A 19,559-nucleotide genomic window follows, 5' to 3' on the forward strand; every position below is an offset into this window, starting at 1 on the left:
TACTCCCGCCAATTGGGGGACTCCAAAATGACAAAACCACAAGACGATTCACGCCACCTAGAGACGCTTGATCGCGACCTAGCGCGTTATACCAATCTGGAACTTGCGACCACTTATGTGGCGCGGCCGATGGTGGGGCCGGGCATTGCGCTGGTGTTCATCCTGTTGGCTGGCATCTCTGCCATGATCTTTTTCGGGCAAACCAGCAATTCATTGATCGTTGTGATTGCAGCCTGTCTGGGCGCCTATATGGCGCTCAACATTGGTGCAAATGACGTGGCCAATAATATGGGCCCTGCAGTGGGTGCCAATGCGCTTTCTATGGGTGGAGCGATTGCAATCGCTGTGGTGTTTGAAAGTGCGGGTGCGCTAATCGCGGGCGGGGACGTTGTTTCAACCATCGCCAAAGGGATCATCGCGCCTGAAAGCATGGGCACAGTTTCTGTCTTTATCTGGGCTATGATGGCGGCGCTTTTATCAGCAGCCCTTTGGGTCAACCTTGCTACATGGGTTGGCGCACCTGTCTCAACAACGCACTCTGTTGTGGGTGGTGTGATGGGCGCAGGCATTGCGGCAGCGGGCTTTGCAGCAGTGAACTGGCCGACAATGGCAGGAATCGCAGCCAGCTGGGTCATTTCCCCGATGCTGGGTGGCCTAATTGCGGCGATGTTCCTGTGGTTGATCAAGTCGCGCATCATCTACCGTGATGACAAAATTGCAGCAGCGCGCAAATGGGTTCCAATCTTGGTGGGCATTATGGCGGGTGCGTTTTCGGCCTATCTGGCGCTGAAAGGTCTTAAGAAGATTATCAAGATCGACATGCCTACCGCGCTGATGATCGGTGCTGCTATTGGTGTGCTTGTCTGGCTTGTGATGATCCCAGTGATCCGCAAGCAATCTGAAGGACTAGAAAACCGCAACAAGTCGCTGAAGGTTTTGTTCGGCATTCCGCTGGTTGTATCCGCAGCACTGCTTAGCTTTGCACATGGCGCAAATGACGTGGCAAATGCCGTGGCACCGTTGGCGGCGATTGTTCAAGCGTCCCAATCCGAAAACTTTACCGACGCTGTCAGCATCCCATTCTGGGTTATGGTGATTGGTGCCTTTGGTATTTCGTTTGGTCTGTTCTTGTTTGGCCCCAAGCTGATCCGCATGGTCGGCGGCCAAATCACCAAGCTAAACCCAATGCGCGCTTACTGTGTGGCACTGTCCGCTGCGCTGACAGTGATCATCGCAAGCTGGTTAGGTTTGCCTGTTAGTTCTACGCATATCGCCGTGGGTGGTGTTTTTGGGGTTGGGTTCTTTCGGGAATGGGACGCCGAGCGTCGTCTGCGTCAGCAACGCCTTGCGATACCCGAACGTGCAAAATTCGCTCCAGAAGAGCGCCGCCGCCGCAAGCTGGTGCGCCGCTCGCATTTCCTGACGATCCTTGCCGCATGGGTAATCACTGTACCGGCTGCGGCCACGTTATCGGCATTGATATTTGTGACAATTAACTGGGCGGTTGGTTAAATCAGCCCTTGGCGCGGGGCCCAAAAGGGCTCCGCGCGATACCTATCGGCTTATACCAAGCGAGAGTTTTCCTTGGCGGCCTTCACAAAACCTTCAAACAACGGATGCGGTTTGAACGGCTTTGACTTGAGTTCCGGGTGGAACTGCACACCAATAAACCAAGGATGATCGGACCATTCCACGATCTCGGGCAGCTTGCCATCAGGTGACATGCCAGAGAACGTCATGCCCACTTTTTCCAGCTGCTCGCGGTAGGCGATATCCACCTCATAGCGGTGACGATGGCGTTCATCGATAGATGTGGTGCCGTATACTTCGGCGACCTTGGAACCCTCGGTGAGGGTGGCATCATAGGCGCCTAGACGCATTGTGCCGCCTTTGTCATCGCCAACCTTGCGCTCGACCTTGTGGTTGCCCTGCACCCATTCTTTGAGGTGATAGACAACAGGTTCAAAACGCTTCTTGCCTGACTCGTGGTCAAATTCTTCTGAACCAGCTGTAGAGATGCCAGCAACATTACGTGCCGCTTCGATGACGGCCATTTGCATACCCAAGCAGATCCCAAGGTAGGGAACTTTGTGCTCACGGGCGTATTGTGCTGCTTTGATCTTACCTTCGGTGCCACGCTCGCCAAATCCACCAGGAACGAGAATCGCGTGATACCCTTCAAGGTGTGAGGCTGCGTCGCCGGACTTGTCAAAGACCTCTGCATCGACCCATTCGATTTTTACGCGCACGCGGTTGGCCATGCCACCATGTGTCAGGGCCTCGGCAATGGATTTATAGGCATCACCCAGCTGAGTGTATTTGCCGACGATGGCTACTTTTACTTCGCCCTCGGGGTTTTGGATGCGGTCATAGACGTCGTGCCAAACCGACAAATCAGGACGCGGAGCAGGGGAGATATCAAACGCGTCCAAAACCGCCTGATCTAACCCTTGCGCGTGATAGGCCAGTGGGGCCTCGTAAATTGATTTCAGATCGTAGGCTGCCACAACCGATTCTTTGCGCACGTTACAGAACAGCGCAATCTTCTCGCGCTCTTTTTCTGGGATCGGATGCTCAGAGCGGCACACAAGGATGTCAGGCGCGATGCCGATGCTTTGCAGTTCCTTAACCGAGTGCTGTGTCGGCTTTGTTTTTAGTTCACCAGATGCCGCAAGATAGGGCAGCAACGTGAGGTGCATGAAAATACACTGACCGCGGGGCTTATCGTGGGCGAACTGGCGGATGGCCTCAAAGAACGGAAGGCCTTCGATGTCGCCGACCGTGCCGCCGATTTCACACAGCATAAAATCAACTTCATCTTCGCCAACGCGCAGAAAATCTTTGATTTCGTTGGTGACGTGAGGGATGACCTGAATGGTTTTACCCAAATAATCACCGCGGCGTTCTTTTTCCAAAACAGTGGAGTAAACGCGCCCAGATGAAACAGAATCGGTTTTGCGTGCTGCCACGCCAGTAAAGCGTTCGTAGTGGCCCAGATCGAGATCAGTTTCGGCACCATCATCAGTGACAAACACCTCGCCATGTTCAAACGGGCTCATCGTGCCAGGATCAACGTTAAGGTAGGGGTCAAGCTTGCGAAGGCGCACCGAGAAGCCACGGGCCTGTAACAACGCGCCCAATGCCGCCGAGGCAAGACCTTTGCCAAGAGAGGAAACAACACCGCCGGTGATGAAAATATAGCGTGCCATGTAAAGTACTCTCCCGTGCGCAACTATGCGTCTGATTTACGTCTGTAGGGCCTGCAAAAAGGGCGCCCAAACAAGGTGCAAAAACCGCACCACTACGGGACCTCAGTATAACAGGATTCGGAGGCTTAAGGCAAGGCAGTGGACGCAACATCGTGTTACGTTTTTCTGCATTACCTCAAGTTATTGAGTTTAGTAGATTAGTCGAGCGTTGGAACCAGTGGTGCGTTGTCGCCTTCAGCAGGCGGCAGCAGATTGTCTAACGCTGGCGCGGTGACACCCTCGTTCTGGTTCAATGCAGGTGGGGACGCGATTAGACGGTCCAGCACGGAAACTCCTGCGGATTTTTGCGCAGATACGATGGTTAGTGTGATGGATGTCACAACAAACGCTGCGCCCAAAATCCACGTAACCCTGCTCATTGCGGTTGCTGGAGGGCGACCGGAGTTAGCACCACCGCCGCCGCCGCCGACACCAAGGCCGCCGCCTTCTGAACGTTGCAACAACACCACGCCAATCAGGCCAAGCGCAAGAATGAGGTGGATGATCAGGACGACGTTTTCCATGGGGTACTGGCTGCTCTTTTCTGGATCGGTTTGGGGGTATCTAGGCACATTTGCATTGGGGAGCAAGGGAGGATGCACGCCTGATGTGAGTAGAGTGGCATAGACAAGCCGAAAATTACGAGGCAATGTCCGAATTATGCCCCATGATAGCCCTGACCATGATCACCCGCACGCCCTTTTGCCACCCGCACCTGCTTTGCGCGTTAAGGCTCTTGAAACCATCTTGACGCAAAAGGGGCTGGTCGATCCGGCGGCTCTGGATACGCTCATAGATACCTATGAAAACAAGATTGGCCCGCGAAACGGCGCGCATGTTGTTGCCAAAGCGTGGCGGGAGCCCGAATTTTTAGAAGCTTTGCGCACCGATGCAGATGCCGCCCTACGTGAGTTGGGATATTACGGCAGGCAGGGCGAGCACATGGTGGTGGTCGAAAACACGCCAGATACCCACAATATTGTCGTTTGTACCCTATGTAGCTGCTATCCGTGGCCTTTGCTGGGTATCCCGCCGGGATGGTATAAATCTGACGCGTACCGTGCACGTGTTGTACGTGAACCGCGCAAGGTGCTGTCGGACTTTGGTGTGACGCTTGATGATAAAACAGCTGTTCGGGTGTGGGATTCGACCGCTGAGGTGCGCTATCTTGTGTTGCCGATGCGACCAGCTGGCACAGACGGCTTGAGCGAAGACGCGTTGATGGATTTGGTGTCGCGCGACAGCATGGTTGGTACGGCGATCGCATCGGTGCCAACATGAGTCGCGTTCATGACATGGGCGGCAGATTCGGTGATGGCGCTGTGGTGCCGGAACCCGAGGATGAGATATTTCACGCTGATTGGCATGCCCGCGCCCTTGCGTTGACTCTTGCCTCGGGCAGTTTGGGGAAATGGAACATTGATGTGTCGCGTCACATGCGTGAATGTTTGCCCCCTAAAGACTACATGGCATTCAGTTATTACGAAAAGTGGATGGGTGGGTTGGCAAATTTGCTGGTGAGCACTGGTGTTATGAGTCGAGACGAGTTGGCGGGTAAAACCACCGCGCAGATGAGCGAACTGGCGGAGAAGAAACTAACCGCGGATCAAGTGGCGGGTGCAATGGCACGAGGTGGCCCTGCGGACCGCGAAAGTACAATTGCGCCAGTTTATGAGATAGGTGACGAGGTCATGACGCGGCGCATTGCTGAAAATGTGCTGGTGTCGGGCGGGCATACCCGATTGCCAACATATGCAGCGGGGGCACAGGGGCGCATCCTACGCTATCACGGCACCCATGTTTTGCCTGACAGCAACGCGCATGGATTGGGCGAAGCGCCAGAGCCGCTGTATGCAGTTATATTTCCGGCGGCTGAGCTGTGGCAACATCCTGAACACCCTCGCGATGAGGTCGTTCTAGACCTATGGCAAAGCTATCTGGAGCCTGCATGAATACTCTTCCGGAACCGGCGTTTGAAGCCCCTTGGCATGCGCAAGTGTTTGCACTGACAGTGCATTTGAATGAAGCAGGGCATTTTGTCTGGGGTGATTGGGCACAGCGTTTTGGTGCCATGCTCAAGAAACACGGCCTGACAAAAGAGCTGAATGGCGGCGAAGATTATTTCACAGCGTGGTTAGAGACACTGGAAGGGTTTTTGACCGAGATAAAGATGACGGATCCCGAGGCGGTAGAGCAGATGCGCGCCGCTTGGGAGCACGCCTATCTGAGCACCGCACACGGCGATCCTGTGACGCTAGATGGCGCTGTTAAGCCCTGACGGGCTAAAAACGCCCCACCCACCGTCCCAAATACTATGCATCCACATCATCAACATCGGCCTGACCAGATAGAGAGCGGCGTACGATGCTCCAGCTGAGGCCGATGGCAAGAACAAAGCTCAGCGCGCCGAGGCCCAGCCAGACATTCATTGTCGGGTCTTCGAGGCGCAACACGCCAAGGTCATACAGTACCCACAGTCCTGCACCGACCACGGCGAGCACGAGAATCATACCAAACGCGCCAATGCTACGCAGGGTTGCGCGCAGGTAAATAATATAGCCGACCAGTAGAACCAAACCGGTTAATACAGCAATTGAGACATTCATGCCGCCATAGCTGCGTACCCATTGGATGTAGTTATACTCAGTCGGGTTAAATGTCGCTGCAAGCAATAGAAATGCGCAAACCCACCGCAGAAGAAAGCCCATGATTTGTCGTCCTTTATCGTGTTTGAGCGCAATATCTGAGGCCTGCGCGCAAAAGTCTATGCCTGCAATGCAGTTTGCTGTTCCCTGTGCCTGCGTGGGCGGCTATACGGACGCGGGTTTGGACACCGCATGCGGCGGGTCCACCGCTGCTTTGAGAGGAATATCATGGCCAATGTTGTTGTCGTAGGCGCCCAATGGGGTGACGAAGGTAAAGGCAAGATCGTGGACTGGCTGTCCGAACGCGCTGATGTAATCGCGCGTTTTCAGGGCGGTCATAACGCCGGTCACACGCTGGTTATTGACGGCGAAGTGTTCAAGCTGAGCCTGCTGCCTTCTGGCATTGTGCGCGGTGGCAAGCTGTCAGTCATTGGTAACGGCGTTGTGCTGGACCCGTGGCATCTGGAAAAAGAAATTGCTGGCCTGCGTAAGCAGGGCGTCACCATCACGCCCGAAACGCTGATGATCGCCGAGAACACGCCGTTGATTCTCCCCATCCACGGAGAGCTGGACCGTGCACGTGAAGAGCAAACTGCAGTTGCCAAAATTGGCACAACGGGTCGCGGCATCGGTCCTGCCTATGAAGATAAAGTAGGCCGTCGCTCGGTTCGTGTGGCTGATTTGGCTGACGATGCAACGCTAGAGCTGCGCGTTGATCGTGCGTTGGTACACCACGACGCGCTGCGCCGTGGTTTGGGCCTTGAGCCTGTTGACCGTGCACGTTTGTTGGCTGATTTGCGCGCTATTGCGCCATCGGTTCTGGAATACGCAGCGCCAGTTTGGAAAGTCCTCAATGAAAAGCGGCGCGCTGGTAAGCGTATCTTGTTTGAAGGTGCACAGGGTGCGTTGCTGGATATCGACTTTGGCACATATCCGTTTGTGACATCTTCAAACGTGATTGCCGGGCAGGCAGCGACGGGTACGGGCATCGGGCCTGGATCAATCGATTTTGTGCTGGGCATCGTAAAGGCATACACCACACGTGTTGGCGAAGGTCCGTTTCCGGCTGAGCTGAATGATGCGGATGGTCAACGTCTTGGTGAACGTGGCCACGAGTTTGGCACGGTAACAGGTCGCAAGCGCCGTTGTGGCTGGTTTGATGCGGTTCTGGTGCGCCAGACCTGCGCGACCTCTGGTGTTAACGGGATTTCCTTTACCAAGCTGGACGTGTTGGATGGTTTTGAGACGTTGAAAATCTGCGTCGCTTATGAGCTGGACGGCAAACGGTTGGACTATCTACCGACTGCCGCAGACCAGCAGGCACGCTGCACGCCAATTTATGAAGAAATGCCAGGTTGGTCGCAATCAACTGAGGGCGCGCGCTCTTGGGCCGATCTTCCTGCGGAGGCCATTAAATATGTGCGCCGCGTTGAAGAGCTGATCGATTGTCCTGTCGCCTTGTTGTCTACTTCGCCAGAACGCGAAGATACGATTTTGGTCACGGACCCGTTCGCTGACTAACTTAGCAATCCAAATAGGTGCGGGGCAGACGCCAGATTACTCAATGCCCCGCCTGCAACCAAAGGAATCCCTATGGCAATGAGTTACAAATCCCGCCGCCGCTGGTCGCTGTTTGTGCTGCTGGTCGCCTTGCCAGTTTACATTGTCGCCATGATCTTTGTGATCTCGCTGTTTGAACGCCCACCATTCTGGGTGGAGCTGCTGATCTATGTTGGTTCGGGCGTGATCTGGGCATTCCCCCTCAAGTCTGTCTTTAAAGGTGTTGGTCAAGCTGACCCTGATGCCCCGCATGACCCGCTTGCGTAACTAGCAGTCACACCGCTGCTTTTGGTGACAATGCCACAACGGGAATTTGTCTAAATTCTCCTCAAGTAAACGGCATATTATAATATGCGTTGGCCTTGAAATAGTTAGCAGAAATGCAAAAAAGGCGGACCGCGAGGCCCGCCTTTTGTTATCCCGAGTTAGATAAAATCAGCTTGCAGCGCGTGCATCTGGTTTGTACCCGATCTGATCGGAAGCCTGAAAACGGCCACCTTTAAGTTTTTCAATTTTGCCTTCACGCAGCAACTTGCCGAAAGAACGTAAGCTGTCTTCGCGGGTAAAGTTCTCTTTCTCTACCTGACGTACTTTTGTCATCAACTGAGGGCGAGAGAATTGCGCATGCCCTTCGATGAATGACAGATATGCAGCGGCCGCTTCCAGAATGTCGGGTAGTTTTTCGGCCCCAACATCTGCTGCGAAGTCAGCGAAACTACCAGAGTCAGACGCCACGTTTTGCACGGGGGCGGGCACAACAGCGGCAACACGGCGTGGGCGGACAGGCGTAACATTTTTTGTCTCTGAGACATCGATACGCTGTTCAGCAACCAATTTGAGGGGGGCAGGGCGTTGCTCTGCCGGACGTTCAGTGCGGTTGCTGCTACCAGAAACAGGACGGCGCGGACGCACCACACTGGCCAAATCATCGCGGTAGGCGACATCGGTATTTTCGGGATCAGATGCGCCACCTACGGCTTCGTCTGCTTTCTTGGCTGCAACTGCGGCACGTAGATGTGCAAAGGCATCCCGACGGTTCGTGCTTTCCGGTTCACCCATTTGGTTGTCAGTTTCCGCCATGAGGCGGGACAGATCTTCACCTGCGGCACCGTGAACGTCAGAACGCGCAACTGAAGGTGATGTTTCTACTTCATCATGCTCATCGGTTTCTACTTCACTTGTGATCTGTTCCAGTGCGATGTCTTCAAGTGTGGACTCGCTCTCGGAAGGGGCGTCTGCCTTCATATCGGCTTCCAGCTCGGCCAGCTCACGGGCTAATTCTTCTTCTTCTGAGTCGCTCAGCGAAGATTCTTTTGCCTCGGGTTGAGCGGTGTCTTCGCTGTCGTATTCTTCCAGCTTGCCTGCTTTGATTGCCGCCTCAAGAGTTGCGCGTTTTACTTTCAGAACGCGTGTTCGTGGAGCGGCGGCTTTTGGGGCCTCTGGTGCTGGAGTTGTCTCAATCTCGACTTCAGCGATCTCATCGCCATCAAACAGAGTACCGTCATCCAGGTCATCCAGGTCATCTAGATCGTCTTCTTCCGGGGCTGCGACAAGGCTGTCCATGGCGGCAAGGATATCGTCATCCATGTCGTCATCTTCATACTCAATCGAGGCTTCTGGCGCGGTGTCTAGATCGCTTTCCTGCTCCAGACGGTTCAGGATCGCTGTGATGTCATCTTCTTCATCGTCCAGATCGTCTTCCAGTTCAGCACTGGATTGGATCGCGTCATCTGTGTCCAACGCGTCTTCGAGATCGCGCAACGTACTGGCAAGCACGTCCTTTTGGCTATCTTCAGTGTGGGCGACGTCTTCTTCGTCCAAGTCTGCAACAGGCGCAATAATCGCTGCCGCTTTTGAGCTGGAGGCGTCGGCGTGTTGGTCTTCGGAATAGGCAGGGTCCTCTGCAACGTCAGATTGCTGTGAAACCACAGCGCGGATCCGCTTGAGCTTGTCTGCGATGCTATCCGCTGTAGCGCGTTCTGGCGCCGGGATAACGTCAACTGCTTCAGCCTCAAAAGCATCTTCAACCTCATCCATGGCAGAATCAGCACTATCGGCAAAGAAGGCTTCAACTTCTGCGTCAGGGAGGCTTGGAACAATGTCTTGCTCTGGCTCTACTGCGGTGCTTTCTACGGTGACGGCTGCCGCGATTGCATCGATGTCTACCGCCGGCTGTTCAATCTCAGCAGCGGGTTGCACCTCAACGACCTCTGGTTCGGGTGTTTCATCCGCATCTACGATTTCTTCAAGCGTTGGAGCGGTAATGGCCTGCTCCTCAACTTCTGGAATTTCAACCGCGATGGCTTCATCAGCGTCTGCGACGTCCTTAATAAGGGGTGTCGGAACATGATCAGCGTCTTGCGCAGAGAGAACGATGTGTCCTTCATCCTCGCGTGCTTCAACATGACGAGATATCTCGCGTTGGGCGATGCGCGCCAACATTTGCGCATCTGGTTGGGCGGGTTCAGCACCAAAGTACCTATCGTCCGCTGAGAGATCGCGAAAATATTCCGCAATCGCCTTCATTGTTCCAAAGGAATCATCGAATCCTTCGAGGGTGCACGAGAATGTGCCATATGATACTGTAAGAATCTTGTTGTTGTTAATCATCGGATGCTCGTCCTCTGCGTCTTTGTGATGAACGGTTTACCATGATACCCAAGGCCAAAGCGGCCCGAAACTGTGCCGACCTTGGTGCCATTGTGTGACGACATTGTGGCCAGCATCCTAATCAGGCATGTATGCTGTATGTCAAAATCCATTCTTATCAGTTCCGATCCTGTCACTCTACTGGGTGGGGGGGAGGCTAGCGCAAAAGACCTTGCAGAGGCCTTAACCATGGCGCCAAACCTTGTTGCGGTTGACGGAGGGTTGGTTACTGCACAGATCTCAGGTTTTATTCCGGATGCCGTCATCGGAGACATGGATAGCGCCCCCCCAGAGGCGCTTGCCCTTGTTCCCAAGGCGCGTCAGCATTGTATAAGTGAACAACAATCCACGGATTTCGACAAGGCTCTTCGTTATGTTGACGCGCCTGTTGTTGTGGGGGCTGGTTTTTGCGGTGGCCGCGTTGATCATCAACTGGCGGCGTTTCACACGCTTTTGGTTCATGCGGACCGGCCCTGTATTCTTCTGGCCCAAAGCGAAGTGATTATGCTTGCGCCGCCATACCTGACCTTGGATATGGACGATGCGGACGTGGTGTCCCTGTTCCCGATGGTCCCTGTGACAGGCCGCAGCACGGGTCTTGAGTGGCCCATAGAGGGATTGGCATTTGATCCAGCGCGATTCGTGGGAACATCCAACCGTGCCGTTGGCAGGGTTGAGGTGTGGATGGACGCACCCGGCATGTTGCTGATCTTACCGCGCCGTTACCTTACACCGCTGGTGGCGCATTTCTCACAAGGCGGCGCGCGGTGGCCTGCTCACGCAGCACCACATAAACCCCAGCAGCAACCGTTAGCGTAATTCCTGCAGCGGCAAGCGTGTTGGGGAATTCTGAGAACAACCAAAACCCAACAAGGGTCGCAACAGGGATTTCCAGATACTGCATGGGGGCCAATGTTGCACTGGGCGCAAAACGCAGCGACCACGTCATCAAGAGATGCGCGAAAGTCCCCAACACACCAATGGCGAACAGAAGCTGCCACTCAATCAGGTTTGGTGAAACCACCGACAGGGGTTTGAAATCGACAGCGATGCCAACGGCCATAACGGGCAAAAGCACAACAGTTGCAATCACGCCGCTCACTGCTTGAAGGGCAATAGGGTCAGCTTCCTTGGCGATTTGGCGGGTGGTGAGCATGAACAACGCAAAAATCACTGCGACCGCAACGGGCAATAGTGCAACCCAACCCACGGCTAGGAAGTTCGGCTGAATTACCAGCAGTGTTCCCACAAATCCAACAGTGCAGGCTGCCATGCGGTGAATGCCGACTTCTTCGTTCAGGACAAAATGTCCCAACAGAAGCATGATAAATGGCATCACAAATGCAATGGCAACGGTGTCCGCGAGCGGCAGATACATCAGGGACGTAAACATAAACCCGATGCCAAGGATGTGTAGGATGGTCCGCATAAAGACCAGTTTCCACACGCGCGGTGACAGTCGCCACTCAAGACCCGACCACACAAGCAATGGGACCAGCAGGCAGGCTTGGACAAAGAAGCGGGTGAACACCAATTGGCCAAGCGGAATGCTTGGTCCTAGGATTTTTGCAATTGAATCGCCCAAAGGCGCAAGAATGCAAAACCCAAGCATCAACAGGATGCCAAGAACGGGCCGATCAGGTGTCATGGGGAAGGGTTAGGCGTTACACGTTAGGCTTGCAAGAGGGGCTGAGGCAGCGCGAACTGCCCCAGCTGGTAGATCAGATCAAAGCCAGCAATTTTTTGGCGGCTTCTTCTGAGGAGGCAGGGTTTTGGCCAGTGACCAGTTTGCCATCCGTAACAACAAAGCTGGCCCAATCATCGCCGCGTACAAATTCGCCGCCATTGGATTTCAGCATGTCTTCAACAAGGAACGGCACAACGTCAGTGAGGCCCACAGCGTTCTCTTCACTGTTGGTAAAGCCTGTGACCTTCTTGCCAGCGACCAGTGCCTTGCCGTCGTGCTTGGGGTGCTTAAAGATCGCAGGAGCGTGACAAACGGCACCGATAGGCAGATCGTTTTGGGCAAAGCCCTCGATCAGGCGGATGCTGTCTGCATCCTCAGCCAAGTCCCACAGTGGGCCATGACCGCCCGGAAAGAAGACAGCGTCATAGCCATCAACTGTGATCGTTGACAGTACCTCGGTAGCGGCAAGAGCAGTATTCGCTGCTTCATCAGACTTAAAACGCTTGGTGGCTTCTGTCTGTGCGCCCTCATCGTCGCTTTTTGGATCTATCGGAGGCTGGCCGCCTTTTGGAGATGCCAATGTGATCTGTGCGCCTGCGTCTTTAAGAACGTAATAAGGCGCGGCGAACTCTTCGAGCCAAAAGCCGGTCTTTTGACCTGTGTCGCCCAGTTTGTCATGGGAAGTGAGGATCATCAAAATATTCATGGTCTGTCCTGTAATGGGTATTGGAAAGGCGGCACGGGAAGTGCCGCGCTATTGCCAATCCCTTAAGTAGTCAGGCGGAGCGGTGAATAAAGGTGTGACGGTACGTTAAACTATGCGGTGATCACAAATCAGCAGTTGGGGACATTGACGGCAAGCCCACCAAGGGATGTTTCTTTGTATTTCTCGCTCATGTCCACGCCAGTTTGGCGCATGGTTTCAATACAGGCATCTAGCGGAACCAGATGGGTACCATCGCCGCGCAAGGCAAGTGATGCCGCAGACACCGCCTTGATAGCGCCCAGTCCGTTACGTTCGATACAAGGGACCTGCACTAGGCCGCGCACCGGATCACAGGTCATACCAAGGTGATGTTCCAGTGCGATCTCGGCGGCGTTTTCGACTTGCTCAGGTGTGCCGCCCATTACAGCACACAGACCCGCCGCAGACATGGCCGCCGCTGATCCAACTTCAGCCTGACAGCCCGCTTCAGCGCCAGAAATCGAGGCGTTGAATTTCACCAGCCCACCGATTGCGGCGGCAGTGAGCAGAAAATCCTCAATGTGGCTCTCGGAGGCACCGGGGACGTGATCAAGGTAATAGCGCAAAGTTGCAGGCATCACGCCAGCCGCACCGTTTGTTGGTGCGGTAACAACCTGACCACCAGCCGCGTTCTCTTCGTTCACGGCCATGGCGTAGACGCTCATCCAGTCGTTGATGGTGTGGGGGGCGGATTGGTTCATCCCGCGTTCAGCCAACAGCGCATCATGGATGCCCTTTGCGCGACGTTTAACATTTAACCCGCCGGGCAGGATGCCATCGGTTACCAGCCCGCGATTGATACAGTCGTTCATAACTTGCCACAGGCGTTTTGATCCGCGCGCCAGATTATCTGCGCCGCCGCGTGATTCTTCATTGGCGCGCTTCATCGCGGCGATTGTCTTGCCAGAGGCGTTAGACATTTCCAACATTTCAGCTGCAGATTTGAAGGGGTAGGGGATCGGTGCGCCTTCATCAGTGGCTTTGCCTGCTGCCAGTTCTTCTTCGGTCATGACAAACCCGCCACCGATCGAATAATAGACCTGGCGCAATGTCACATCGCCCTGGGCATCTGTGGCCATCAAAACCATCCCATTGGCATGGCCCTCTAGCTGAAGATCATAATCAAAGATCAGATCGGTCTTGGGATCAAAGTGAAGTGGGGGCAGATCAGGCACATGGATCGACTTAGTGTCGTTGATCCCGTCCAGCGTCTGTTCGGCCTTTTCGGCGTCAAAGGTCTCAGGGGTGTACCCTGCAAGGCCAAGGATTGTCGCGCGGTCGGTGGCGTGACCAACGCCAGTAAAGGCAAGGCTGCCGTGAAGTGAGGCGCGCAGCCCCGCAAAATGAAATGGAGACGCGCGCATTTGGTCCAGAAAACGTGCAGCTGCCACCATAGGTCCCATTGTATGGGAGGAAGAAGGGCCAATGCCCACTTTGAACATTTCGAAAACAGATAAGAACATCAGGTAGCACTTCCTTGGGGTGGGGTGGCATATGAGGGGGCGGAGAACGGAGTGTTCCCTAGGCCTTCTGCGGCTTGCAGGGCGGCTGTACAGGGTAGGTCTTCAATTTGGTGGCATAGCTTGGCCAGTGCAGGGGTTGCGCCCAAATCAAACCAGTCGCGTGAAGCATCTGATGGATATAACGCACACCAGCGTAGACAACACACAATGTAAAAATCAAGGGCTGAAGGTGTCTCACCACCCAGCCAAATGGGTTTGGTTGCGGCCAAACGGTCTAATTGCGCCAGCGAGGTTTTGATCTGGCCTTGTAGGCCAAGGCGCAAAGCCTGTTGAAGCGCAGGATCAGAGCCAATGTATTTGTCAGGATAAAACATCATACGCAGGGCGGGATGCAGAGTATTGGCCGCAAAGAACATCCATTTGAGGAAATCGCCCCGTGCATTGTCATGCGGCGCTGGGCCCAAACCGCCATGCGTATCCGCCAGCCAAAGCATTATCGCGCCTGTTTCAAACAACGGCCCGGTTGGTGTTTCCAAAACAGGAATCAGGCCATTGGGATTAAGCGCCAGATAGGCCGCATCCTGTTGCCCCATAACCGAACGGTCAACCAACTGCGTGCGGTAGGGCAGGTTCAACTGCTCTAGCGCGAGGCGGACAATCATAGAGGCGTTGTCTGGGGCGTAGTGAAGGACATAATTCATTTGGCCATCAGTGCAGTATGACGTTGACCCCTGCAGGCCTGAAAACGACGCCATGATGCGTGTTTAGGGCAAAGGATCAAACGGGCCTGAATACGATGTATCGGGGGTGCGAGGGCGTATATGCGCAGATTTGAGATATTAAACCGCAACATGTTTTCACATGGCGATAAAAAGCAGGCATTGGCCCCTCGCACACGCGCTCGATTCCGCATATAGATTGGCGCAACTTACATTGCCTCGGAGCTTCCGCTATGTCCGGAGAACTTTCCCCAATCGACAAAGCAAAATTTGTTGCCGCCAAACGGGCCGCGCAATTTGTGGAAGATGGCATGCGTGTAGGGCTTGGGACCGGTTCTACGGCCGCTTGGCTGGTGCGCTGTTTGGGTGAGATGGTGCGGGACGACGGGTTGAAAATTCGCGGTGTCCCGACCTCAGCGCGCACGGCGCAGTTGGCGCGTGAAGTTGGCATCGAAGTGATCAGCCTTGATGAAGCCAAATGGCTGGATCTGACTATTGACGGGGCTGACGAATTTGACGGTGATCTGAACCTGATCAAAGGTGGCGGCGGTGCGTTGTTGCAAGAAAAGATCGTGGCGACAGCAAGTGACCAGATGGTTGTCATCGCGGACATCGGCAAAGAAGTAGAGCACCTTGGCTCCTTTCCATTACCCATTGAGGTGGTCCCGTTTGGCTGGCAGACAACTCAGGCATTGGTAGAGGAAACGTTGATTTCGATGGATGTGTTGGGCCGCTCTAGCACGCTACGTATGAACGGTGATCGCCCCTTTATCACAGATGAGGGGAACCATATCCTTGATCTTCATTTGGGCCGTATCGGCAACCCGCGTCAGTTGGCACTGGTGATCAACCAAATGCCTGGCGTTGTTGAAAATGGCTTGTTTATCGATATTTGTGACACAGTTGTGATCGGGTATGGGGATGGCAAGGTAGAAGTACGTGACATAAATGAAGGCACTGTCGCCACTGAGCGGCTTGATTTTGTAGAGAGCGATAATTTGTTCTCTGACCTGAGCGACTGAAAGGCTGCGACATGAGCGATTTTGACTATGATCTATTTGTAATTGGTGGTGGATCCGGCGGCGTGCGTGCTGCGCGCGTGGCGGCTGGTGAATACGGCGCAAAAGTAGGCCTTGCCGAAGAAGACCGTTATGGCGGAACCTGTGTTATTCGCGGCTGTGTTCCCAAAAAGCTGATGGTTTTTGCGTCAGGTTACAATGACATGTTCCAAGATGCCCGCGACTACGGTTGGGACGTCAAAGATGGCACGTTTGACTGGCACAACTTTGGCGGCAAAATGCGGGCCGAGCTGGACCGCCTTGAGGGCGTCTATCGCAACTTGCTGGATAACTCTGGCGTTGAGAAATTTGATGCACGTGCCACATTGAAGGACGCGCATACTGTTACGCTGTCCACAGGTGAAGAAAAAACGGCCAAACATATCCTGATCGCAACGGGCGGCCGTCCTGTGCGCCTTGATATCCCGAATGCCGAGCTGGGCATCGTATCAGACGATATATTCCACCTCGATAAATTGCCGCGGTCAATGTTGATCATCGGCGGTGGATACATCGCCTGCGAATTCGCCTGCATCTTGCATGGTTTGGGCGTCGAAGTGACGTTGTATTACCGCGGCGCTCAAATCCTGAACGGATTTGATGACGAAGCCCGTGGACTGGTCGCGGACCAAATGCAGGCACGCGGAATTCAGATGCATTCCGGCGCAAGCGTCTTGGAAATGGAAGAACGCGAAGGCGGCACATTTGTCAAATCCAGCACGGGTCAGGAAAAGATTTTTGACAAAGTGTTCTGGGGCACAGGCCGCAAACCTAACTCCGATAATATGGGCTTAGAGGCGCTGGGCATTGCGATGGGCCGTAATGGCGCAATCGAAGTGAACGAATACAGCCAGACGGGTGTGCCATCGGTCTATGCGATTGGCGATGTGACAGACCGCGTGAACCTCACGCCTGTTGCGATCCGTGAAGGTATGGCATTTGTCAAAACTGTCTTTGGCGGTGAACCAACGCCCGTTGATCACGAACTGATTGCTTCTGCTGTATTTACCCAGCCTGAAATGGGCACTGTGGGCCTGTCCGAAGAAGACGCCGCAGCCCAAGAACAGATCGAAGTCTACTCGACTTCCTTCAAGCCAATGCAGACTTCATTTGCTGGGCGTGATGATCGTGTGATGATGAAACTGGTTGTTTCAAAGGCAAACCGAACTGTTCTAGGTTGTCATATCGTCGCACCACAAGCAGGCGAGATGATCCAGCTTGCAGGTATCGCAATCAAAATGGGTGCTACAAAAGAGCAGTTTGATCAGACCTGCGCAGTACACCCAACAATGTCCGAAGAACTGGTAACCATGCGCAACCCGGTTCGGACATCTTGAAATAACGGTGTGAACGCACAGTTTACACTACATACGACAAGCCTGCCTCGGTGCGGGGCGACTTAAAGAGGGAAATAAATATGGCTGGCAACACAGGCGGTCCTTGGGGCGGCGGTGGCAATTCAGGCGGCGACAACAATGGTGGCGGCGATAACGGCGGCAACAATGGTGGCGGCGATAATGGCGGCGGCAACCGTGGTAATAACGGTGGCGGCAACGGTGGCGGTGGCGATAGGCCTCCGATCCCCGAGATCGACGAGCTGGTGAGAAAAGGTCAGGAACAACTGCGTGTTCTGATGGGCGGCGGTGGCCGTGCAAATGGCACAGGCGGTTCTGGTGGCACCGGTGGTGGTGGCCCCGCGTTGACACGCGGTACTGTTGGCCTTGGCGTGCTTGCAGCAGCAGCAGCATGGTTGTTTGCATCGACCTACACAGTGCGCCCAGAACAGCAATCTATCGAACTGTTCCTTGGCAAATTTTCGAGCATCGGGACCAACGGTCTTAACTTTGCGCCATGGCCGCTGGTCAAAGCCGAAGTGTTTGACGTTACAACCAACCGTACCGAAACATTGGGCGTAAGTCGTGGTGGCAATGACAACGATAGTTTGATGCTGACCACAGATGAAAACATCGTCGACATTGATTTTCAGGTTGTTTGGAACATCAAAGACGCCCAGCAGTTCAAATTCTCGCTGCGTGATCCTGATGCGTCTGTGCGTGCGATCTCTGAATCTGCGATGCGCGAAATCATTGCACAATCCGAACTTGCTCCGATCCTGAACCGTGATCGTGGTTTGGTCGAAGAGACGGTAAAAGCCCTTATTCAGGGGACATTGGACAACCGTGAGACGGGGATCAATATCCTGCGTGTCAACGTGAACAAGGTTGATCCACCGCGTGAAACGGTTTCTGTGACGGATGCCTCGGGTAAGACTGAAAACGTATCTGTTGTGGATGCATTCCGTGATGTTCAGGCCGCCGAACAAGAACGTGACCGTCTAGAGCGTCAAGCGGATGCTTATGCAAACCAGAAAACAGCTGAAGCACGCGGCGAAAGCGCCAAACTGCTTGAAGCTGCTGAAGGGTACCGCGCCCGCGAAGTGAACGGCGCAATTGGTGAAGCGAGCCGTTTTGAAGCGGTTCTGACAGAATACCAAGCAGCACCAGAAGTGACGCGCAAGCGTCTGTATCTGGAAACCATGGAGAAGGTTCTTGGCGGTGTCGACAAGATAATTCTTGAAAACCAAGGTGAAGGAGGCGGACAGGGTGTTGTCCCGTATCTGCCACTCAACGAGCTGCGCCGCAGCGGAGGGAATAACTGATGAATAAATCCAGCTTTCTGCTTCCTGTTGTTGCAATCATCGCAGCAGCGGTTTTGTCATCGGTTTTTGTTGTAGATGAACGTGAAAAGGCGCTTGTCCTGCGCTTTGGTCAGATCAAACAAATTATCGTTGAACCCGGTATCGGGTTTAAGGTGCCACTGATTGACGAAATCGCACGCTATGAAGACCGGATCTTGTCGCTTGAGACGCCAGTCATCGAAGTTACACCAGCGGATGACCGTCGTTTGCGGGTTGATGCGTTTGTACTGTACCGCATCGACGATGTGGTTCAGTACCGCCAAGCGGTTGGTGCGGGCGGTGAATCTCGCGCGGCCAGCGATCTGAGCGGTATTCTTGAATCCCAAATTCGTGCTGTTCTGGGTTCACAGGGTGTGACGTCTAACACCATCTTGTCACCTGAACGTTCTGCATTGATGGACCAAATCCGTAACCGTGCGGATGCGCGTGCAAATGCGCTGGGTCTTGAAGTTGTCGATGTGCGTCTGCGCCAGACCAACCTGCCTGAGCAAAACTTTGACGCAACATTGCGCCGGATGATCGCCGAGCGGGACCGCGAAGCGACAGATGAACGCGCCCGTGGCCGTGAAGCTGCGCAACGTGTCACCGCGTTAGCGGATCGTACCTACGAAGAAATCCTGTCTGAAGCCAACCGTGATGCGCGCATCATTGAAGGTGAAGCAGATGCCGAACGTAACCGCATCTTTGCAAAAGCCTACTCAAAAGACGCTGAGTTCTTTGAATTCTACCGTTCTTTGGCGGCCTACGAAGTAGCGCTAAAAGGCAGTAACTCGACCATGGTGATGTCACCGGACAGCGAGTTCTTTAACTATCTTAAGTCTGATCAGGGCTCGCGCTCGGATGAAGGCGAAAAGCGTTAAAAACTGCGTGACATAAATTGAAAAAGGGGCCGCACATCTGTGTCGGCCCTTTTTTTGTTTCAAACTGTAATTCTTTGACACCTTTGAGGGTGGATTTGGGGGCTGGGTTCACAGCTTTGTCAAAATTGGTTGCAATCAGCGGTACAAGGCACATCTTTCATATTGCGGTCTAGTCATGCACCATGCAGTCTAAGCGCCAAGAATAGCGCCCCATGATGGGCATGATT

The 19,559-nt window shown here is 54.1% G+C and carries 19 protein-coding genes; 11 read left to right on the top strand and 8 right to left on the bottom strand.

What is annotated here, in order from left to right:
- Window positions 1-27: 27 nt before the first annotated feature.
- Entirely contained in the window at window positions 28-1,512 is a 1,485-nt protein-coding gene (locus V7775_RS07375; RefSeq protein WP_335751241.1) for an inorganic phosphate transporter, read from the top strand.
- Window positions 1,513-1,562: 50 nt separating this feature from the next.
- Here the strand turns inward: V7775_RS07375 and V7775_RS07380 are convergent, their stop codons facing one another.
- Both V7775_RS07380 and secG read right to left on the bottom strand, forming a co-directional pair.
- Window positions 1,563-3,209 carry a CTP synthase gene (locus tag V7775_RS07380; RefSeq protein WP_335751242.1) on the bottom strand — a complete coding sequence of 549 codons (1,647 nt, stop codon included), beginning with the start codon at window positions 3,207-3,209 and terminating at the stop codon, window positions 1,563-1,565.
- Window positions 3,210-3,406: 197 nt separating this feature from the next.
- Window positions 3,407-3,772 carry a preprotein translocase subunit SecG gene (secG, locus tag V7775_RS07385; RefSeq protein WP_335751243.1) on the bottom strand — a complete coding sequence of 122 codons (366 nt, stop codon included), beginning with the start codon at window positions 3,770-3,772 and terminating at the stop codon, window positions 3,407-3,409.
- A gap of 136 nt (window positions 3,773-3,908) precedes the next feature.
- On the opposite strand from secG, the gene nthA reads away from it, so the two are divergent.
- The 3 genes from nthA to V7775_RS07400 are packed head-to-tail and all read left to right on the top strand — an operon-like array spanning window position 3,909 to window position 5,526.
- A complete protein-coding gene (gene nthA / locus V7775_RS07390) occupies window positions 3,909-4,529 on the top strand; it encodes a nitrile hydratase subunit alpha (protein ID WP_335751244.1) in 621 nt (206 codons plus the stop codon).
- The gene (gene nthB / locus V7775_RS07395; RefSeq protein ID WP_335751245.1) at window positions 4,526-5,200 is read left to right on the top strand and encodes a nitrile hydratase subunit beta; all 675 of its coding nucleotides are present in this window, start codon (window positions 4,526-4,528) and stop codon (window positions 5,198-5,200) included. The genes nthA and nthB overlap by 4 nt, the downstream gene beginning before the upstream one ends.
- A complete protein-coding gene (locus V7775_RS07400) occupies window positions 5,197-5,526 on the top strand; it encodes a nitrile hydratase accessory protein (protein ID WP_335751246.1) in 330 nt (109 codons plus the stop codon). Before nthB ends, V7775_RS07400 begins: the two co-directional genes overlap by 4 nt.
- A gap of 34 nt (window positions 5,527-5,560) precedes the next feature.
- On the opposite strand, the gene V7775_RS07405 is transcribed toward V7775_RS07400, so the two are convergent.
- Complete coding sequence (locus V7775_RS07405) at window positions 5,561-5,956, bottom strand: DUF6524 family protein (RefSeq protein ID WP_335751247.1); 396 nt, start codon at window positions 5,954-5,956, stop codon at window positions 5,561-5,563.
- A gap of 165 nt (window positions 5,957-6,121) precedes the next feature.
- Between V7775_RS07405 and V7775_RS07410 the strand changes: the two genes are divergently transcribed.
- Complete coding sequence (locus V7775_RS07410; RefSeq protein ID WP_335751248.1) at window positions 6,122-7,414, top strand: adenylosuccinate synthase; 1,293 nt, start codon at window positions 6,122-6,124, stop codon at window positions 7,412-7,414.
- A 72-nt stretch (window positions 7,415-7,486) separates the two neighbouring features.
- Window positions 7,487-7,720, top strand: a complete 234-nt coding sequence (locus V7775_RS07415; RefSeq protein ID WP_335751249.1) for a DUF2842 domain-containing protein — start codon at window positions 7,487-7,489, stop codon at window positions 7,718-7,720.
- Between the two features lie 168 nt (window positions 7,721-7,888).
- On the opposite strand, the gene V7775_RS07420 is transcribed toward V7775_RS07415, so the two are convergent.
- Complete coding sequence (locus V7775_RS07420) at window positions 7,889-10,063, bottom strand: hypothetical protein (protein WP_335751250.1); 2,175 nt, start codon at window positions 10,061-10,063, stop codon at window positions 7,889-7,891.
- A 138-nt stretch (window positions 10,064-10,201) separates the two neighbouring features.
- Here V7775_RS07420 and V7775_RS07425 point away from each other — a divergent pair, with 138 nt between their 5' ends.
- Window positions 10,202-10,921, top strand: coding sequence for a thiamine diphosphokinase (locus V7775_RS07425; RefSeq protein WP_335751251.1), 720 nt, complete (start codon window positions 10,202-10,204; stop codon window positions 10,919-10,921).
- On the opposite strand, the gene V7775_RS07430 is transcribed toward V7775_RS07425, so the two are convergent.
- The 4 genes from V7775_RS07430 to V7775_RS07445 form a co-directional block, all read right to left on the bottom strand.
- The gene (locus V7775_RS07430; RefSeq protein WP_335751252.1) at window positions 10,830-11,750 is read right to left on the bottom strand and encodes a DMT family transporter; all 921 of its coding nucleotides are present in this window, start codon (window positions 11,748-11,750) and stop codon (window positions 10,830-10,832) included. The genes V7775_RS07425 and V7775_RS07430 overlap by 92 nt on opposite strands.
- A 73-nt stretch (window positions 11,751-11,823) precedes the next feature.
- On the bottom strand, window positions 11,824-12,495 hold the full coding sequence (locus V7775_RS07435) for a type 1 glutamine amidotransferase domain-containing protein (protein ID WP_335751253.1): 672 nt from the start codon (window positions 12,493-12,495) through the stop codon (window positions 11,824-11,826).
- Between the two features lie 128 nt (window positions 12,496-12,623).
- Complete coding sequence (locus V7775_RS07440) at window positions 12,624-13,997, bottom strand: L-serine ammonia-lyase (protein ID WP_335751254.1); 1,374 nt, start codon at window positions 13,995-13,997, stop codon at window positions 12,624-12,626.
- The gene (locus tag V7775_RS07445) at window positions 13,997-14,698 is read right to left on the bottom strand and encodes a glutathione S-transferase family protein (RefSeq protein WP_335751255.1); all 702 of its coding nucleotides are present in this window, start codon (window positions 14,696-14,698) and stop codon (window positions 13,997-13,999) included. The genes V7775_RS07440 and V7775_RS07445 overlap by 1 nt, the downstream gene beginning before the upstream one ends.
- A 251-nt stretch (window positions 14,699-14,949) precedes the next feature.
- Between V7775_RS07445 and rpiA the strand changes: the two genes are divergently transcribed.
- The 4 genes from rpiA (at window position 14,950) to hflC (ending at window position 19,332) form a co-directional block, all read left to right on the top strand.
- Window positions 14,950-15,738 carry a ribose-5-phosphate isomerase RpiA gene (gene rpiA / locus V7775_RS07450; RefSeq protein WP_335751256.1) on the top strand — a complete coding sequence of 263 codons (789 nt, stop codon included), beginning with the start codon at window positions 14,950-14,952 and terminating at the stop codon, window positions 15,736-15,738.
- A gap of 11 nt (window positions 15,739-15,749) precedes the next feature.
- The gene (gene gor / locus V7775_RS07455; RefSeq protein WP_335751257.1) at window positions 15,750-17,111 is read left to right on the top strand and encodes a glutathione-disulfide reductase; all 1,362 of its coding nucleotides are present in this window, start codon (window positions 15,750-15,752) and stop codon (window positions 17,109-17,111) included.
- 80 nt (window positions 17,112-17,191) lie between these two features.
- Window positions 17,192-18,433: an FtsH protease activity modulator HflK gene (hflK, locus tag V7775_RS07460; RefSeq protein ID WP_335751258.1), complete on the top strand. Its 1,242-nt coding sequence runs from the start codon at window positions 17,192-17,194 to the stop codon at window positions 18,431-18,433.
- Window positions 18,433-19,332 (top strand): protease modulator HflC, encoded by a 900-nt coding sequence (gene hflC / locus V7775_RS07465; protein WP_335751259.1) that lies wholly within the window; start codon window positions 18,433-18,435, stop codon window positions 19,330-19,332. Before hflK ends, hflC begins: the two co-directional genes overlap by 1 nt.
- The last annotated feature ends 227 nt before the right edge of the window (window positions 19,333-19,559 follow it).

The organism is Sulfitobacter sp. (genome assembly GCF_036960155.1).
In the GTDB taxonomy this organism is placed as follows: Bacteria; Pseudomonadota; Alphaproteobacteria; order Rhodobacterales; family Rhodobacteraceae; genus Sulfitobacter.

Excerpts from the sequence above, each read along its gene's own strand:
- V7775_RS07375 (WP_335751241.1), top strand. The coding sequence starts at position 28 with ATGACAAAACCACAAGACGATTCACGCCACCTAGAGACGCTTGATCGC.
- V7775_RS07380 (WP_335751242.1), bottom strand. The coding sequence starts at position 3,209 with ATGGCACGCTATATTTTCATCACCGGCGGTGTTGTTTCCTCTCTTGGC.
- secG (WP_335751243.1), bottom strand. The coding sequence starts at position 3,772 with ATGGAAAACGTCGTCCTGATCATCCACCTCATTCTTGCGCTTGGCCTG.
- nthA (WP_335751244.1), top strand. The coding sequence starts at position 3,909 with ATGCCCCATGATAGCCCTGACCATGATCACCCGCACGCCCTTTTGCCA.
- nthB (WP_335751245.1), top strand. The coding sequence starts at position 4,526 with ATGAGTCGCGTTCATGACATGGGCGGCAGATTCGGTGATGGCGCTGTG.
- V7775_RS07400 (WP_335751246.1), top strand. The coding sequence starts at position 5,197 with ATGAATACTCTTCCGGAACCGGCGTTTGAAGCCCCTTGGCATGCGCAA.
- V7775_RS07405 (WP_335751247.1), bottom strand. The coding sequence starts at position 5,956 with ATGGGCTTTCTTCTGCGGTGGGTTTGCGCATTTCTATTGCTTGCAGCG.
- V7775_RS07410 (WP_335751248.1), top strand. The coding sequence starts at position 6,122 with ATGGCCAATGTTGTTGTCGTAGGCGCCCAATGGGGTGACGAAGGTAAA.
- V7775_RS07415 (WP_335751249.1), top strand. The coding sequence starts at position 7,487 with ATGGCAATGAGTTACAAATCCCGCCGCCGCTGGTCGCTGTTTGTGCTG.
- V7775_RS07420 (WP_335751250.1), bottom strand. The coding sequence starts at position 10,063 with ATGATTAACAACAACAAGATTCTTACAGTATCATATGGCACATTCTCG.
- V7775_RS07425 (WP_335751251.1), top strand. The coding sequence starts at position 10,202 with ATGTCAAAATCCATTCTTATCAGTTCCGATCCTGTCACTCTACTGGGT.
- V7775_RS07430 (WP_335751252.1), bottom strand. The coding sequence starts at position 11,750 with ATGACACCTGATCGGCCCGTTCTTGGCATCCTGTTGATGCTTGGGTTT.
- V7775_RS07435 (WP_335751253.1), bottom strand. The coding sequence starts at position 12,495 with ATGAATATTTTGATGATCCTCACTTCCCATGACAAACTGGGCGACACA.
- V7775_RS07440 (WP_335751254.1), bottom strand. The coding sequence starts at position 13,997 with ATGTTCTTATCTGTTTTCGAAATGTTCAAAGTGGGCATTGGCCCTTCT.
- V7775_RS07445 (WP_335751255.1), bottom strand. The coding sequence starts at position 14,698 with ATGAATTATGTCCTTCACTACGCCCCAGACAACGCCTCTATGATTGTC.
- rpiA (WP_335751256.1), top strand. The coding sequence starts at position 14,950 with ATGTCCGGAGAACTTTCCCCAATCGACAAAGCAAAATTTGTTGCCGCC.
- gor (WP_335751257.1), top strand. The coding sequence starts at position 15,750 with ATGAGCGATTTTGACTATGATCTATTTGTAATTGGTGGTGGATCCGGC.
- hflK (WP_335751258.1), top strand. The coding sequence starts at position 17,192 with ATGGCTGGCAACACAGGCGGTCCTTGGGGCGGCGGTGGCAATTCAGGC.
- hflC (WP_335751259.1), top strand. The coding sequence starts at position 18,433 with ATGAATAAATCCAGCTTTCTGCTTCCTGTTGTTGCAATCATCGCAGCA.